Here is a 14,214-nt window from a genome sequence, read left to right on the forward strand (position 1 = left end):
AACAGTACCTGCGTCGCTGGTCGCCACCATCTGTCGCGTCTATGACCTGCGCCAACAGTGTCGGCTGAACGAACTACAACGAACAGCCGACCAGCACCGGTTCCGGCTCGAGCCACAGCCCGAACTTCTCGCGCACGCCGCCGCGCACCTGGTGAGCCAGATCGATGATGTCTGCGCAGGTGGCCTGCCCTCTATTGGTCAACGCCAACGCATGTTTGGTGGACAGGCGGGCGCGCGCATCGGCGTCGGGATAACCCCGCGCAAAGCCCGCCCGCTCGATCAACCATCCGGCCGAGAGTTTCACCCCGCCCTCAGCAGGGAACTGTGGCACGGTCGCCTCCGAACCCAGCTCCTGGACGATCTGCGTCAGGACCCTGGGCAAATATTCGTGCGGGACAATCGGATTCGTGAAGAACGAGCCGACACTCCAGGTGTCGTGGTCGTCGGGGTCGAGGACCATCCCCTTACTCGCCCGCAACGCCAGCACGGCCTCGCGCACCTTCGGCGCCGGGGCTCGCGCCCCGTCCTCGAGACCCAGAACCCGAGCCAATTCTCCGTATCGTATCGGCTCACTCTGCCCGTCGTCACGGAGCCGGAACGAAACACGGACCACCAGTTCGTCATTGCGATGTTTGAGTCGGCTGGTGCGGTAACCCAGGTCCAGGTCACCCGAGTCGACCCAGTTGAGGGCGCCGGAACGGCGATCGAGGATCTGCACCGACCGCAACAGAGAACCGACCTCCACCCCATACGCACCGACGTTCTGGACCGGTGTGGCACCGGCAGCGCCGGGAATCCCGGACAGGCATTCGAGCCCGCCGAATCCACGCCCGACGCTCTCGGCCACCAGCGCATCCCAGTTCACACCGGCATCGGCGACGACATGGTCGGACCGCCAGTCGAGTTCGGTGTTGTTGATCCGGACCACCGTCCCGTCGAATCCGTCGTCACCGACAACCAGGTTCGATCCGCCGCCCACCAGCAGCACCGGAGTGCCCGCGGCATCGAGGCGCCCGACCGCGTCGATCAACGACTCGGAGTCTTCGCAGTTCACGACGTCGCGGGCGGGACCGCCAACGCGCAGGGTGGTGATCTCGGACAGCAAGAGGCGGTCATGTGTTTGTGCGGCCACCCCGCAACGGTAGCCTGCACTCATGGCGACCAAGCTGCAGCATTCGATCGACTTTCCGTGTCCCCCGGCCGACTTCGCTGCGGCGGTCACGTCCGAGCAATACTGGAATGACCTGGTGGCCAACGTTGCAGCCGACGTCTCCGAGCTCGAATCGTTCAAAGCCACCGATGACGAGGTCACCGTGGTCCTGCAACAACGTGTCCCAGAAGACAAACTGCCGTCGATCGTGACCAAGGTCCGTCCCGGCGACCTCCACATCGCCCGCACCGTCGTCTGGTCGATCGTCGACGGCGCCATCTCCACCGGCACGTTCGCCGCAGTGGTCGAGGGCGCACCGGCCAAGGTCCACGGCACCCAGACCCTGGCCGCGACCGCATCGGGCAGCACGGTCACGTTCGACGGCACCGCCGACGTGGCCATTCCCTTCGTCGGCGGCAAGGTCGAGAAGGCGATCATCGAGAACATCACCGAGTTGATCTCGGCCGAGCACGACTACACGATCGAATGGATCAACGCGCGCTGACCGGCGCCGCACACCCCCGACCGCAAGGCGGAGCACAGGCCTGACGTCCCCGCGGGTTACCCTGTGCCCATGGCACGACGTCTGTCCTACTCCGCCCGGTACCACCATGCCCCGAAGAAGGTGTATGAGGCCCTGACCCTCCGGGAGTTCTGGGACGCGCAGATGGAAGAGTTCCGCAAGCTCACCCCGCAGTCCGAGATCGATTCCCACATCGTCGGCGACAACGGGGTCGACGTCGTCCTCAAGCAGGTCCTCCCGCGCACAGAACTGCCACCGATCGCGCAGACGGTGATGTCCAAGGACATGATCATCACCCGCACCGAATCACTCGGCCCCTTCGACCCGGACAGCACCAAGGGCACGTATGCGGCGTCGATCCCGGCTGGCCCGGGCAGCCTGACCGGCGTGCAGGAGCTGTTCCCCACCGAGACCGGCTGCACCCTCCGGCGGACCACCGAGGTAAAGGTCTACATCCCGTTCATCAACGGCAAGCTAGAGCAGCTCATGCTGGTCAACCTGACCGATCTGTTCCGAGGTGAAGCAGAATTCACCTCGGGGTGGATTGACGCCAATCTCTGAGCGGCGGCCGGAAGGGACGATCACCCGCGGTACAACCGGTATCAACCGGCTCCGTCGTGTCGATCGCTGGATAGCCCACCACCGGCCGATACTTGCTGCCCTGGAGTCGGCGCGGCAACCGCTGGCCGTCGACCTCGGCTACGGCGCCCGCCCGGACACCGCACTCGAATTCGCGGCACGGCTCCGTGCCGTGGTGCCCGCCACCGAACTCGTCGGACTCGAAATCGATCCGGCCCGCGTGGTGCCGCCGCAGGACGGCGTGCGATTTGCCGTCGGGGGTTTCGAACTGGCCGGGCTGCGACCTCAACTGGTCCGGGCCTTCAACGTGCTCCGGCAATACGACGAATCACAGGTCGACGCGGCCTGGGCACGCATGCAGCAACAACTTGCACCGGGTGGCTACATCGTCGAAGGAACGTGCGACGAACTCGGTCGCCGGTGCTGCTGGATCCTGCTCGACGCGCACCACCCCCTGACCTTCACGCTGGCGTGGGATCCCACGCGCAGCGCTCGTCCCTCAGACCTGGCCGAACGCCTGCCCAAGGCGCTCATCCACCGCAACGTTCCCGGCGAACGGATCCACGACCTGCTGGCCAGCCTGGATCGCTGCTGGGACATCGCAGCGCCGTTCGCACCCTTCGGTCCACGCCAACGTTGGCATCGCACGCTGGAGTTGTTGTCCGGCTTCGGTTTTGCCCCGACACCTGATCGTCGGCGCCATCGCGACAACATCGTCACCGTTCCCTGGGATCAGGTCGCACCCCGAATCTGACCTCCGGTCGTAGGGTGGACGTCATGCGTATTGCCATCGCTCAGATCAGCAGCGGATCCGACCCGGACAAGAACTTGGCGACGGTTTCGGAGCAGACTGCGGCCGCCGCAGCGCAGGGCGCGGAACTGGTCATCTTCCCGGAAGCCACGATGTGCCGGTTCGGGGTGCCCCTCGGTCCGGTCGCGCAACCTCTCGACGGCCCGTGGGCGACCGCGGTCGGCAAACTCGCCGCCGAACACCAGATCACCGTGGTCGCCGGGATGTTCACCCCCGGCAGCACCGATCGGGTACGCAACACACTGGTCATCGCAGGCCCGGACGGCCAGATCACCGGGTACGACAAAATCCACCTGTACGACGCGTTCGGATTCACCGAGTCGAAGACCGTCGAACCCGGTGACCACACGGTCACGTTCGACGTCGGAGCGGTCACCGTGGGCACGGCCACCTGCTACGACATCCGTTTCCCACAACTGTTCACCACGCTGGCCGACCGCGGTGCGACCCTGATAGTCGTCCCCACGTCGTGGGGTGCCGGCCCGGGAAAGCTGACGCAGTGGCAGACCCTCGCAGCGGCCCGCGCACTCGACAGCGGCTGCTTCGTCGCCGCTGTGGGACAAGCGGTTCCGTCTGATCCCGCGGTCGCCGAATCGACGGCGCCGACCGGCATCGGCCATTCGATCCTGGCCGGACCTTTCGGAAACGTGCACGTCGAACTCGGTGAGTCGCCCGAGCTTTCGGTCATCGACCTCGACTTCGACGAAGTCGACCGGGCCCGTCGTGCGATCGCCGTTTTGCCGAATCGTCGCGACATCAATTCATTGGCCTCTACCAGCGTCGATACCGAAACACAGTAAACTCTTAGGCGCGGTTGCGCGCTGACCATGCATCATCGTTGGTGATGAACAATCGCGACGACGCCGAGTCGACACCGGACGACGAAACCCAGCCTGCGCCCTCCACTGAGGGTGCGCCGTCGCCCGCTGTGTCCGAGAATGCAACCAGTGATGACCTCAACTCGGACACCGACCAGTTCCCACCGGTTCCGTCCGGCCCTGCCCCCGAGGCCTATTCGAGCGGTCGCCAGGACACCGCGCAGCTCGAGGTGCCGCCGAACGGGTTCGAGCCGTACTCCGGTTCTGGCGGGCCCCCGCCCGCAGGCCCGGCATACGGTCCGGTATCGCCGGAACGGCCCAAACGTCGGACCGGCATGATCGTGAGTGTTGTCGCGCTCAGTGTCGTGCTCCTGCTGGTGATCATCGGTGTGGGCAGTGAGCTGGTCATCCGGAACAAGGCCCAGGACTGCCTCGAGCAGTCGTTCGGTGAACTCACCGGCGCCTCGACGTCGGTCTCGTTGAGCAAGCGGCCGATGTTGCTCCAGTGGGCCTCCGGAACGGTTCCTTACGTCCAGGTCGACACGAGCAACGAAGGCGACTCGTCGATGCGCCTGCACGCCCGCGGCGACGACATCCAGAGCGGCGACAACGAGACCACCATCGGTGAAATCCAGGGCTCGGGCTACGTGCCGTTCGCCCGCATCATGGAACTGAGCCAGACACCCCAAGCAGAACCCACCGAGCCGTCCGAACCCTCCGGCGGCGGTCTGAGCGGACTCCTCAGCGCGATGGGTGGCGGGATGACCGTGGACAGCGTCACCGGCAATGCCGCCGCAGGCACGGTCACCGTCAAAGGCAACTTCCAGCTGCTGATGCTGCCGATCCCGGCCGAAGCAGAGCTCAAGCCGGTCACCCAGAACGGCAAACTCACGTTCGAGGTGGTGCAGGCCAGCGCCGCCACCCTGGGCATCCCGAACTCCTGGGCCCAGGCCCTGGTCGATCAGATCAGCGCGGGACTGTTCCCACCGCTGTTCAACGAGCTCACCTTCGAACAGCTCACCGTCTCCGACAAGGGTGTCGAGTTCGCGGTCTCCGGCAGCGATGTCGCGCTGAACAACCAGACCACCGGCTCGAACGAGTCCGGTGAGAGCTGCACCGTCCTCTGACGACCGGGGAACGCTCGATCAGCTGAAGACGACCGTCTTGTGGCCGTGCACCAGCACCCGGTCTTCCAGGTGCCACCGCAGTCCGCGAGCCAGCACCAGCTTCTCGATGTCGCGGCCCTGCCGCACCATGTCGGCCACCGAGTCCGAATGATCGACGCGGATCACGTCCTGCTCGATGATCGGTCCGGCGTCGAGTTCGCCGGTCACGTAGTGGCAGGTGGCGCCGATCAGCTTGACGCCCCGCTTGAAGGCCTGGTGGTACGGCCGCGCTCCGATGAACGACGGCAGGAAACTGTGGTGGATGTTGATCGCCTTGCCTGCCCAGTGCTCGCACAGCCCTTCGGGCAGGATCTGCATGAACCGCGCGAGCACCACGGCGTCCGGATCGTGTGAGTCGACAAGAGCCTGCAACTCTTCGAATGCGCCGGCCTTGTCCTTGTCGAACGGGATGTGATGGAACGGCACGCCCAAGCGGGTGCTGAAGTCCTCGAGGTCTCGATGATTGCCGATCACGGCGCTGACGTCCGCGGGCAGCTCACCCCGATACGAACGGCCCAGCAGATCGCCCAGGCAATGACCCTCTCTGCTCACCAGCAGGACGGTCTTCTTGGGGACGGACGAATCGCTCACGCGCCACTCGGTTTCGGGGCCCAGCTGCGCCACCACTTCTGCTTCGAAGCGGGCGCGCAGTTCCTCGAACGTCAGCGCCACCGAATCGGCACGGACGGCCTGGCGGGTGAAGAACCAGCCGGAATCGGGATCGGAGTGATAGGCGGCCTCGACGATCCAGGCACCGACCTCGGCCAGAAAACCTGAAATGCGGGAGACGATTCCCGTGGTGTCGGGGCATCCGAGCGTCAGCACGTACCGATGGCCATCTGGCGGCGAGAATGTGGTCACAACTGTCCAGTGTGCCAAGCTCGATTCATGCCCGACACCCCGACCGGTCCACAGCTCACCCGATCAGTCGTCGCCGCCATGGTCGACCACACACTCCTCAAGCCCGAAGCGACCCGCGCGGACGCTGCGGCGACAGTCGCCGAGGCCAACGACCTCGGTGTGCTCGCCGTCTGCCTCTCACCGTCGATGCTCCCCATCAACACCGGATCAGCGCGCAGCTGCGTTGTGGTGGGCTTCCCGTCGGGTAAGCACCATTCGCTGATCAAGGCCACGGAAGCGAAGCTGGCCGTCGACTCCGGTGCGCAGGAGATCGACATGGTGATCGACGTCGGCGCGGCGGTCGACGGCAAGCTCGACGAGGTGTTCGCCGACATCTTGACCGTCCGCGAAGGGATCGGCGCCGGGGTCACCTTGAAGGTGATCATCGAATCGGCAGCGCTCCTTGCCCTCGCCGGACCGGAAACCGTGACGGCGGTCTGCAAGGTCGCGGTCAAGGCCGGTGCGACGATGGTCAAGACCTCAACCGGCTTCCATCCGGCAGGCGGCGCCAGTGTCGAAGCCGTACAACTGATGTCGGCAGCCGTACCCAACCATGTCGGCGTCAAGGCCAGCGGTGGTATCCGGACTGCGGAGTTCGCCGCCGAACTGATCGCCGCCGGCGCCACCCGGCTCGGCTTGTCCGGATCTCGGGCCGTGCTCGAGGGTTTCCCGGAAGCCTGAACCGGGTTACGGGGCTGTCGCCCGCGCGATGTGATTCATCCTGTCGCATCCGGTGGGCGTCCGTGCAGGCGTCGGCTGTCACTGTCCCGCCGTCCCGAAAGCCGCTTGTGCAGAAGGGTTGACCACGACGTGGGCAGCACACCGGGTTCGTCGAGCAGTCGCCGAATGGCAGGCGCGTCCCCGCGGTCGATGTTGAGTACGCGGTGAACCTCGGCGACTGTGATGCCATGCTTGGGAGCATGCTGTAGGACGAGGCTGTCACCAGCTGAAATACGGCCAGGCACAAGTACTCTCAGGTAGAAGCCGGTCCGTCCCGTGCGCTGGGTCACCACTGCGAGGTCGTCGATGCCATGGAAGGCTGCGAGTTTGAAGCACGGGCGACGGGGCTGGCTCACCTGTACCGTCACACTTCCGATATCGAACACCGAGCCGATCAGGGCATCGGTTTCGAGTAGCCCAGTGATGGTGAGGTTCTCACCGAAGGCGGGGAGCCCGAGCGTCCCGAGCGCGTCGCCCCAGGCTTCGTAATGCTCGTTGGGGTAGGCCAAAATCGCTTTGTCCGGTCCGCCGTGGTTTCTTCGGTCACCTTGTTCGTCACCAACCACGCCACGTTTGCCCACGGTGACCGGGCCCGATACCGGCACCTTGGCGATCGCGGACGGGACACCACGTCCATGCCATCGCAATGACTGCACGCTGCCGACCGACACGTAGAGCACGCGTGGCTCCGTCATCGCGCACTCTCCGCCACCAGGTCGGCGATGACGGCGTTGAACCGGTGCGGTTGCTCCCATTTCAGCAAATGTGTTGCATTCCTCCAGGTTTCGAACCTCTCAAGCGATCCGGCACAGCGCAGGGCCTCGGCGAGTGGAACCGCGAGCCGGAGAGGCGTGAGCCGATCGCGACCTCCGACGAGAACGGCGACAGGGACCGCCATCACCGACAGGCCCCGAGCCACGTCCAGGTTCTCCAGACAGCGTCCGACCTTTTCCCTCGTACGCCAATCGGTGTCACGCAAGATCTCGCCGAGGAAGGCAAGTTGCGCCCGGGTCGCTCCAGGGAACAGCGCACCGGCGGCCACCATGCCGGATCGCATCAACAGGTCACCGCCGGGCCGGTGGATGGCACTGAACGCCAGCCACGCCATCTCGTATTGGACGCGCCGAAGGAACGTGACCGGACTGGCCAGACGGACAGGACCTTTCGTCACCGGTGAGGTTGCCGCCGTACCGGCGAGCACGATCGACCTCGCGTAGCTCCCGACCTCGGCCGGGTACTGCGTGGCCCAGCTCATCACCGACATCCCGCCCATGCTGTGTCCGACGACAACAGCCTTCCGGCTGCCGGCGACGGTGTGCTCGAGCACTGCCGACAGGTCTTGCCCGAGGTGATCGTTGGTCATCGACCCGCTGCCGAGTTCAGATCGGCCGTGCCCGCGCTGGTCATAGGTGATCACCCGGAATCGATCGGCCAGACCATTGACCTGCGGATGCCAATAGCGCGCACTGACGGCGAAACCGTGCACGAGCACCACCGGATCGCCGTCGACCGGACCATATTCGTACGTGGCAATCGAAGCGCCCCCTGGGCGGTCGATGACGGTGTGCCGCATGTCGATCTGCGGGGCCTGCATCAACGGCTGCCCCCGAGACATCAGCCGGCCGTTCGATCCAGCAGGTCGGTCAGCAGTGCGTTGTAGCCCACCGAGTTCTCGATACTGCTCATGTGCCCGATCCCCGGCCACACCACCAGGTCGTCGAGATGGCCGTGGCCGCGGAGCGCGGTGGCCATCGATTCGGCATGCACGGCCGGTGTGAGTTTGTCGTCGGCGCCGACCACCACGAGCGTCGGCACCACCAGCGCGTCCAGACCACCCGATACGTCCAGGTTGACCAGTGCATTGCCCCACTTGCCCCGCGACCGTCCCGGACAGGCTGCCACCATCTCGTCGCAGAAGTCGACATGCGATCCACGTGAGGTCGTATTCAGCGCGATGTACTGGGTGACCTTGCGCGACACCTTGGTTCGCGGCAGGTGAATGGTGGCGCCGGCGACGAGACGACTCGTCAAATACTCGATTGGCGAGAGTGCGTCAGGCAAGTCGAGCGGAATGAGACCGAGATTGGGCAGCAGATGCTCGGCGCAGGTGGAGGTCAGCACCACCGCGCGCGCCACCTCGGGTACGCTGCCCGGAAACTGCTCGGCCCACGACAGAATCGTCATGCCACCCATGCTGTGTCCGGCTATCAGCGCTTTACGGCCTTGCGGGACAACCGCACTGAGCACAGCCTGCAGATCCTGCCCCAGGAGTTCAGCGGTCAGCTTCGAGGTTCCGCGCGGCGAACTGCCATGCCCGCGCTGGTCGTAGGCGACCACGCGGTATCGGTCGGAGAAGGCGTTGATCTGCGGGTACCAGTACTGGGTGCTACAGGTCCAGCCATGCACGAGCACCAGCAACTCACCATCGGGCGGCCCGTAGGCGAGCACATTGAGTTCGGTACCGTCCCCGGCCCGAACGGGTATCCGGTCAGGTTGCGCAGTGGGTGTGGCCAGGAGCGGATCCGGCTGGTCCTCAATGGGATCCGGCGCCAGCAGCGCCGCGCGAACGATCGATCCCAGGAAGGTTCCGGTGATCGCAGCACCGGCCGCTACCACACCGCCCCCGACTATCGCGCCCCCGAGCGCGATCTTCTTTCCGTTCACGCGTACCCCCTCATGCCTGTCTAGTGACTTTCCACATCGCCTGTGGCGACCGGCTTTTCATCGTCAGAGGCCATCATCAGCTCGGCACCGCGATCAAGAGCCTTGGAGATCTCGGCATCCATGGCTTTGCTGAAGGCGACTTCGACGATGTCGTGCGCCATCGGGCGAACGGTCTGCACCAACTCGGCGAGCCGGATCACTTCGCTCTCCTCGAGTTCGAAGGGTTCTCCTTCGACGAGGTATTTGTCGGTGACGATCGAGACGAAGCTCGCGGCGATGTCCTGCAGGTCATCCTGGACGCGTTCCCAGCGGTCGAGCAGGACTTCCAGGTCGATCCCGGCTTTGACGAGGACCTCGGCGCCGGCCAGGACCTCCGGGTTGGTGACGGCATATCCGGCACCTTCTTTGACCAGCAGACCCAGACGCTGTCCGAGCGCGATGCTGCTGTCGGTGGCACCGAGACCCTTGCGCAGTTCCGAGATCGTGATCGTGGCGACGCGTCGAAAGTTCTTCCAGCGGCTGCCACGTTTGGGCTCGCCTTCGAGTACGTGCTCGACCTTGAGCCCATATCGCGCCGCCATCAGCAATTCGCTGATGGTCGCAAACGTGTAGCCCCGCTCGAGCATCTGCGAGATCATCTTCAGGCGGCTCAGGTGCTCGGAGGAGTACCACCCCGTGCGTCCCTTGATCTTCGGCGGAGGCAACAGTCCGCGATCCTGATACACCCTGATGTTGCGAACGCTGACGCCGGAGACATCCGCGAGCTCATTGATCCGGTATTCAGCCATCTGCTCATTCTAGGTCGACCACCAGCGGTTCTTGGCGATGGGACCAGCGTGCTATATGACACCCGGCATTGTCAAGGTTTGGCGTCCCAGGGTCTCGACGACGTCGACCCCGCGACGACGGCGCCGATCAGACCTTACGGAACCACGACTTGTTCTGGATCGAATCGACCCGCGGCCGCACATCCACGATGTACACCAGCGTCGCGACCACACCGACGATCCCCAAGATGCCGATGGCACCGAACAGCCAGATGAACACCGTTGCAGCGGCCAGTATCGACACCCAGATCACCTTGCTCTGGCGATCGACCGCCGGAAACGCATCCGGCCGCTGGAGCGCGGCATGCACCAGCGAAACCGCCGCCGCGATGCCGGCCACAACCGTCAGAGCGAGAAGGACAAAGCTCTGCGCGTAACCCATGAAAGATAGAATGTCCACAAGTTCACCTTACTGTCCAATTCACCTGACGGTGGCGCCGTCGCATCACAGCGGCCGGTTTGAAACTCGTAGCCCGACCTGGCGGAGTCCCTACTTCGGCGGAGCCTTCTTGGCCGGAGCCTTCTTCGCGGGGGCCGCTTTCTTGGCCGGAGCCTTCTTCGCGGGGGCCTTCGCGGCCGGAGCCTTGGCCTCGGCGATCTTCTTGGCCGGGGAGTCGCTTGCGGTCCGCGCCTTCGCCTCCACGGTCCCGGCTGCGCCGGCGATCTGTTCGGCAGCCTCCTCGGAGGTGTCCTCGATCTTCTCCGAAGCCTCGTCGATCTTGGTCGAGGCGATGCCCGCGAGCTTGGCCGCACGCTGCCCGACGGCCCGCGTCTGCGACGAGATGGTGCCGAGGGTGTCCTCGGTCAGGTCGACGGCGTCGCCGTACGCCTTCTCGACGCGGCTGAGCTGCTCGTCGACGGCGGGGGTGGCACGCAGGCGCTCCACGGTCTCTTCGCCACGCTCGGCCAGCGAGTTGTAGATGTTGGTCGCGACCTCGATGTAGGCCTCGGCGACCTTGCGTAGTTCTTCGGCGGTGAACTTCGAACGCAGTTCATCAATATTCGACGGAACCTCTTCCGGCAGAGCCGAAATCCGCTCACGAGTCTCTTCCAGACGGCTCTGCGCGGTGGTGCGGGTTTCTTCGAATCGAGCCTGCGCTGTCCCCGTTGCGGTCTCGGTGCGTTCACGCAACTGCGTGATCACATCATTCACCTGCTTCAGTGCCAGATCTCCGGCACCGACAGCGGCGTACAGCGGGTTTGCGAGATTGCGGTCAGCTTTGGTCATCATGTCCCTCCAGCGTGGACTTTGAAGTGTTTTGTGTTGTGCCACTTTCGACCTCGGCCCGGTTCTCTTTACAGAACGACTCGTAGATCTCGAGCAACACTTGCTTTTGGCGTTCGCTGATGACGGTGTCGGCCATCAACGCGTCGCGCACCGGGCTCGCAGGACGCTCTTCGAGAATCCCGGCCCGCACATAGAGCACTTCCGCCGACACGCGTAGGCCCTTGGCGATCTGGGCCAGCACGTCGGCCGAAGGCTTGCGCAACCCTCGTTCGATTTGACTGAGGTACGGATTGCTCACCCCTGCGCGCTCGGCGAGCTGGCGTAGTGACACCTCGGCGGCAATCCGCTGAGACCTGATGAAGCTGCCGATGTCTTGGGCTGCAGTGGCAACGTTGGCACTGATGTCCTGGGCCGCGTTTGCAGCGGCCGCCACCGGCCCGTCTTCTGGATCAGTTGGCATTGGAACCATCGGTGACTCCTTCAGGTTTCGAGACCCATAGTGCCACTTCTGCTAGCAATTGCAAGCAATGTGCTAATTCGTGACGAAGGCCACAAACAACCTGTCCTTTTTAGGTGGTTTGTTCAGTGGAAAAGCAGCACGGACACGGTGTATATCGCCAGCCCGGCCAGCGCACCGACAACGGTGCCGTTGATGCGGATGAACTGGAGATCGCGTCCGACCTGCAGTTCGATCTTGTTGCTGGTGTCGTCGGCGTCCCACCCACGGACGGTCTCGGTGATGACCGAGATGATCTCCTGCGAGTAGTTCTCCGACACGTGTCGCGCCACCCGCACCATCAGCAGGTTCATCTTGTCCTGCAGTTCGTGGTCATCCCGGATCCGCACGGCGATTCCGATGACCGAATCGGTCAGGGTCTTGCGCAGGGTTCCGTTCGGGTCGGCGAGCAGTTGTTCGATCAGGGCCTTGCCCGCATTCCAGGCCGTCGAGGCCGCACCAGTCACCTCGTCGCGCTCGAGCATCTCCGACTTGATCGCCTCGAGCCGCGCGATCGTCGCCGGGTCATGCTGGAGGTCGTCGGCGAGTTGCACCATCATCGTCATCATGGCAGTCCGCACCTGATGGTGCGGGTCGGTCTTGACCTTGAACGAGAACTCGACCAGCTCTCGGTAGATCCGATCTCCCACAAAGTGATTGACGAACTTGGGCGCCCACGCGGGCCCGTCCTTGTCGATCACGCGGTCGATCAGCTCCTCACTACCGAGGGCAAAGTCATGCGCACGATCGCAGACGAGCTGGATCACCGGTTCGAGCCGGTTCTCGGCGATGAGTTGTTCGAGTACGCGCCCGGCCGGGGGACCCCATTCCGGTTCGGCAACCCACTTCATCCCCGCCAGGATCAGCTGTTCGATGTCTTCGTCATCGAGCATCTCTGCGGCAAACGCGATCCCGCGCGCGGCCTCCGCGCCGACACGCGGCGCATTCTTCGGATCGGCGAGCCACGACGACACCCGTTTCGGCAGGGCCAGCTGCGCGACCTTGTCCTCGATCACGTCCGGTGTCATGAAGTTCTCTTCGATGAACTCCCCCAACTGATCGCCGATCTGATCCTTCTTCTTACGGATCAGTGCGGTGTGCGGGATCGGAATGCCCAACGGGTGCTTGAACAATGCCGTGACAGCAAACCAGTCGGCGAGCGCACCGACCATGCCAGCCTCGGACGCCGCCCGCACATAGCCGACCCAGGCAGCGACGTTCTCTCCGTCGCGGTCTTCGAGCCAGCGGCAGAAGAAGTAGATCACCGCCGCGAGCAGCAGAAATCCGGTCGCGACCATCTTCATCCGTCGCAATGCGGCCTTACGCTGCGCGTCAGCACCCCCGATCCCGGCGATGTTCCGCTTGGGTGCGGAAGGCACTGCCGGTGGCGCCTGTGTCGTTTGCATTCAACCAGTGTTACCGAATGTCGAGATTTCAAGCGGGTTGGCGTGAGCGACCCTGCTCTCAATGCACTGCCCGCGTGCCGGGGAACATAAGGTGAACGGGCAACTACCGGCAACGAAGAAGAGACTTGTGTGATGTGCCCTCGACCGAATCCGGCAGCAGCCGCGCGCGCTGCGGTCGCAGCCGCTGCGACGGCAGCCGCCAAGGGCGCGTCGCTGCCCAAGGCCATCCGCGGCCAGGTCGGCATCGACGAGGTCAAGACAGACGGTCGAAAGCGTCGCTGGGAGGGCCACAAGGAGGCCCGCCGCACCGAACTGGTCGACGGCACGCTCGCCGCGGTCCGGGCACTCGGGCCAGACGCCGGTATGGACGAGATCGCCGCCGAGATCGGTGTCTCGAAGACCGTCCTCTACCGATACTTCAGCGACAAGGGCGACCTGACCACCGCCGCGATGATGCGTTTCATCGAGACGGTGCTGGTCCCTCGGCTGAGCAGTGCGATCAACGAGGACCTCGAAGAGTTCGACCTCACCCGGATGGTCATTTCCGTCTATGTCCAGACCGTCGCCGACGAACCGCAGATCTACTCGTTTGTGACGGCGGGTGGTTCGGGCGCGCAGGTTCTTGCCGACTCGCAGAAGCTCGTGGCGCAGATGCTCGCATTCGTGATGATCAACCGAATGGTCGATCAGGGATCCGAGACCGCAGGCGTGGAAACGTGGGCCTACAGCCTGGTCGGCGCGATCCAGCTCGCGGTGCACTGGTGGATGGTCGAACAGCGGCTCGGCAAAGAAGAGCTGATCAACTACCTGACGATGCTGGTCTGGTCGGCGATCTCCGGGATCGCGGCGGCCGGCGGCTCCAGCGAGTATTTCAACGCGCAAGAACATCCCCTCCCCGAGGCGCCTTCACCGATAGATTGACGCCC

General features: G+C 64.4%; 17 protein-coding genes. 7 read left to right on the plus strand and 10 right to left on the minus strand.

The window, feature by feature from the left end; translation table 11 throughout:
• Positions 1 to 73 precede the first annotated feature (73 nt).
• Positions 74 to 1,156 (minus strand): UDP-N-acetylmuramate dehydrogenase, encoded by a 1,083-nt coding sequence (locus tag AC56PL_RS26295; protein WP_497155670.1) that lies wholly within the window; start codon positions 1,154 to 1,156, stop codon positions 74 to 76.
• Between AC56PL_RS26295 and AC56PL_RS26300 the strand changes: the two genes are divergently transcribed.
• The 5 genes from AC56PL_RS26300 to AC56PL_RS26320 all read left to right on the plus strand — a co-directional run bounded on the left by AC56PL_RS26300 (position 1,155) and on the right by AC56PL_RS26320 (position 5,008).
• Positions 1,155 to 1,655, plus strand: a complete 501-nt coding sequence (locus AC56PL_RS26300) for a DUF2505 domain-containing protein (RefSeq protein ID WP_497155671.1) — start codon at positions 1,155 to 1,157, stop codon at positions 1,653 to 1,655. The two genes, AC56PL_RS26295 and AC56PL_RS26300, sit on opposite strands and share 2 nt — an antisense overlap.
• Before the next feature lie 69 nt (positions 1,656 to 1,724).
• A complete protein-coding gene (locus AC56PL_RS26305; RefSeq protein ID WP_495517162.1) occupies positions 1,725 to 2,234 on the plus strand; it encodes a DUF2505 family protein in 510 nt (169 codons plus the stop codon).
• Entirely contained in the window at positions 2,227 to 3,006 is a 780-nt protein-coding gene (locus AC56PL_RS26310) for a class I SAM-dependent methyltransferase (protein ID WP_497155809.1), read from the plus strand. The genes AC56PL_RS26305 and AC56PL_RS26310 overlap by 8 nt, the downstream gene beginning before the upstream one ends.
• Before the next feature lie 23 nt (positions 3,007 to 3,029).
• Entirely contained in the window at positions 3,030 to 3,863 is an 834-nt protein-coding gene (locus AC56PL_RS26315; protein WP_497155672.1) for a carbon-nitrogen hydrolase family protein, read from the plus strand.
• Positions 3,864 to 3,907: 44 nt separating this feature from the next.
• Positions 3,908 to 5,008, plus strand: a complete 1,101-nt coding sequence (locus AC56PL_RS26320) for an LmeA family phospholipid-binding protein (protein ID WP_497155673.1) — start codon at positions 3,908 to 3,910, stop codon at positions 5,006 to 5,008.
• Positions 5,009 to 5,026: 18 nt separating this feature from the next.
• On the opposite strand, the gene purU is transcribed toward AC56PL_RS26320, so the two are convergent.
• Positions 5,027 to 5,908 (minus strand): formyltetrahydrofolate deformylase, encoded by an 882-nt coding sequence (gene purU / locus AC56PL_RS26325; RefSeq protein ID WP_497155674.1) that lies wholly within the window; start codon positions 5,906 to 5,908, stop codon positions 5,027 to 5,029.
• 27 nt (positions 5,909 to 5,935) lie between these two features.
• Between purU and deoC the strand changes: the two genes are divergently transcribed.
• Positions 5,936 to 6,628, plus strand: a complete 693-nt coding sequence (gene deoC, locus AC56PL_RS26330) for a deoxyribose-phosphate aldolase (protein ID WP_495517158.1) — start codon at positions 5,936 to 5,938, stop codon at positions 6,626 to 6,628.
• A 35-nt stretch (positions 6,629 to 6,663) separates the two neighbouring features.
• On the opposite strand, the gene AC56PL_RS26335 is transcribed toward deoC, so the two are convergent.
• The 8 genes from AC56PL_RS26335 to AC56PL_RS26370 form a co-directional block, all read right to left on the minus strand.
• Entirely contained in the window at positions 6,664 to 7,362 is a 699-nt protein-coding gene (locus AC56PL_RS26335; protein WP_497155675.1) for an MOSC domain-containing protein, read from the minus strand.
• The gene (locus AC56PL_RS26340; RefSeq protein WP_497155676.1) at positions 7,359 to 8,282 is read right to left on the minus strand and encodes an alpha/beta fold hydrolase; all 924 of its coding nucleotides are present in this window, start codon (positions 8,280 to 8,282) and stop codon (positions 7,359 to 7,361) included. Before AC56PL_RS26340 ends, AC56PL_RS26335 begins: the two co-directional genes overlap by 4 nt.
• On the minus strand, positions 8,282 to 9,331 hold the full coding sequence (locus tag AC56PL_RS26345) for an alpha/beta fold hydrolase (protein WP_497155677.1): 1,050 nt from the start codon (positions 9,329 to 9,331) through the stop codon (positions 8,282 to 8,284). Before AC56PL_RS26345 ends, AC56PL_RS26340 begins: the two co-directional genes overlap by 1 nt.
• 20 nt (positions 9,332 to 9,351) lie before the next feature.
• Positions 9,352 to 10,119 (minus strand): MerR family transcriptional regulator, encoded by a 768-nt coding sequence (locus tag AC56PL_RS26350; protein WP_495517154.1) that lies wholly within the window; start codon positions 10,117 to 10,119, stop codon positions 9,352 to 9,354.
• Positions 10,120 to 10,246: 127 nt separating this feature from the next.
• On the minus strand, positions 10,247 to 10,540 hold the full coding sequence (locus tag AC56PL_RS26355) for a DUF2516 family protein (protein ID WP_495517665.1): 294 nt from the start codon (positions 10,538 to 10,540) through the stop codon (positions 10,247 to 10,249).
• Positions 10,541 to 10,648: 108 nt separating this feature from the next.
• Entirely contained in the window at positions 10,649 to 11,386 is a 738-nt protein-coding gene (locus AC56PL_RS26360) for a heparin-binding hemagglutinin (RefSeq protein ID WP_495517664.1), read from the minus strand.
• Positions 11,373 to 11,846 carry a helix-turn-helix domain-containing protein gene (locus AC56PL_RS26365; protein ID WP_495517663.1) on the minus strand — a complete coding sequence of 158 codons (474 nt, stop codon included), beginning with the start codon at positions 11,844 to 11,846 and terminating at the stop codon, positions 11,373 to 11,375. Before AC56PL_RS26365 ends, AC56PL_RS26360 begins: the two co-directional genes overlap by 14 nt.
• 122 nt (positions 11,847 to 11,968) lie before the next feature.
• Positions 11,969 to 13,288: a DUF445 domain-containing protein gene (locus AC56PL_RS26370; protein WP_497155678.1), complete on the minus strand. Its 1,320-nt coding sequence runs from the start codon at positions 13,286 to 13,288 to the stop codon at positions 11,969 to 11,971.
• Positions 13,289 to 13,420: 132 nt separating this feature from the next.
• Here AC56PL_RS26370 and AC56PL_RS26375 point away from each other — a divergent pair, with 132 nt between their 5' ends.
• Positions 13,421 to 14,209 (plus strand): TetR family transcriptional regulator, encoded by a 789-nt coding sequence (locus AC56PL_RS26375; protein ID WP_495517152.1) that lies wholly within the window; start codon positions 13,421 to 13,423, stop codon positions 14,207 to 14,209.
• Positions 14,210 to 14,214: the final 5 nt, after the last annotated feature.

This window comes from Williamsia sp. Y721 (assembly GCF_059683565.1).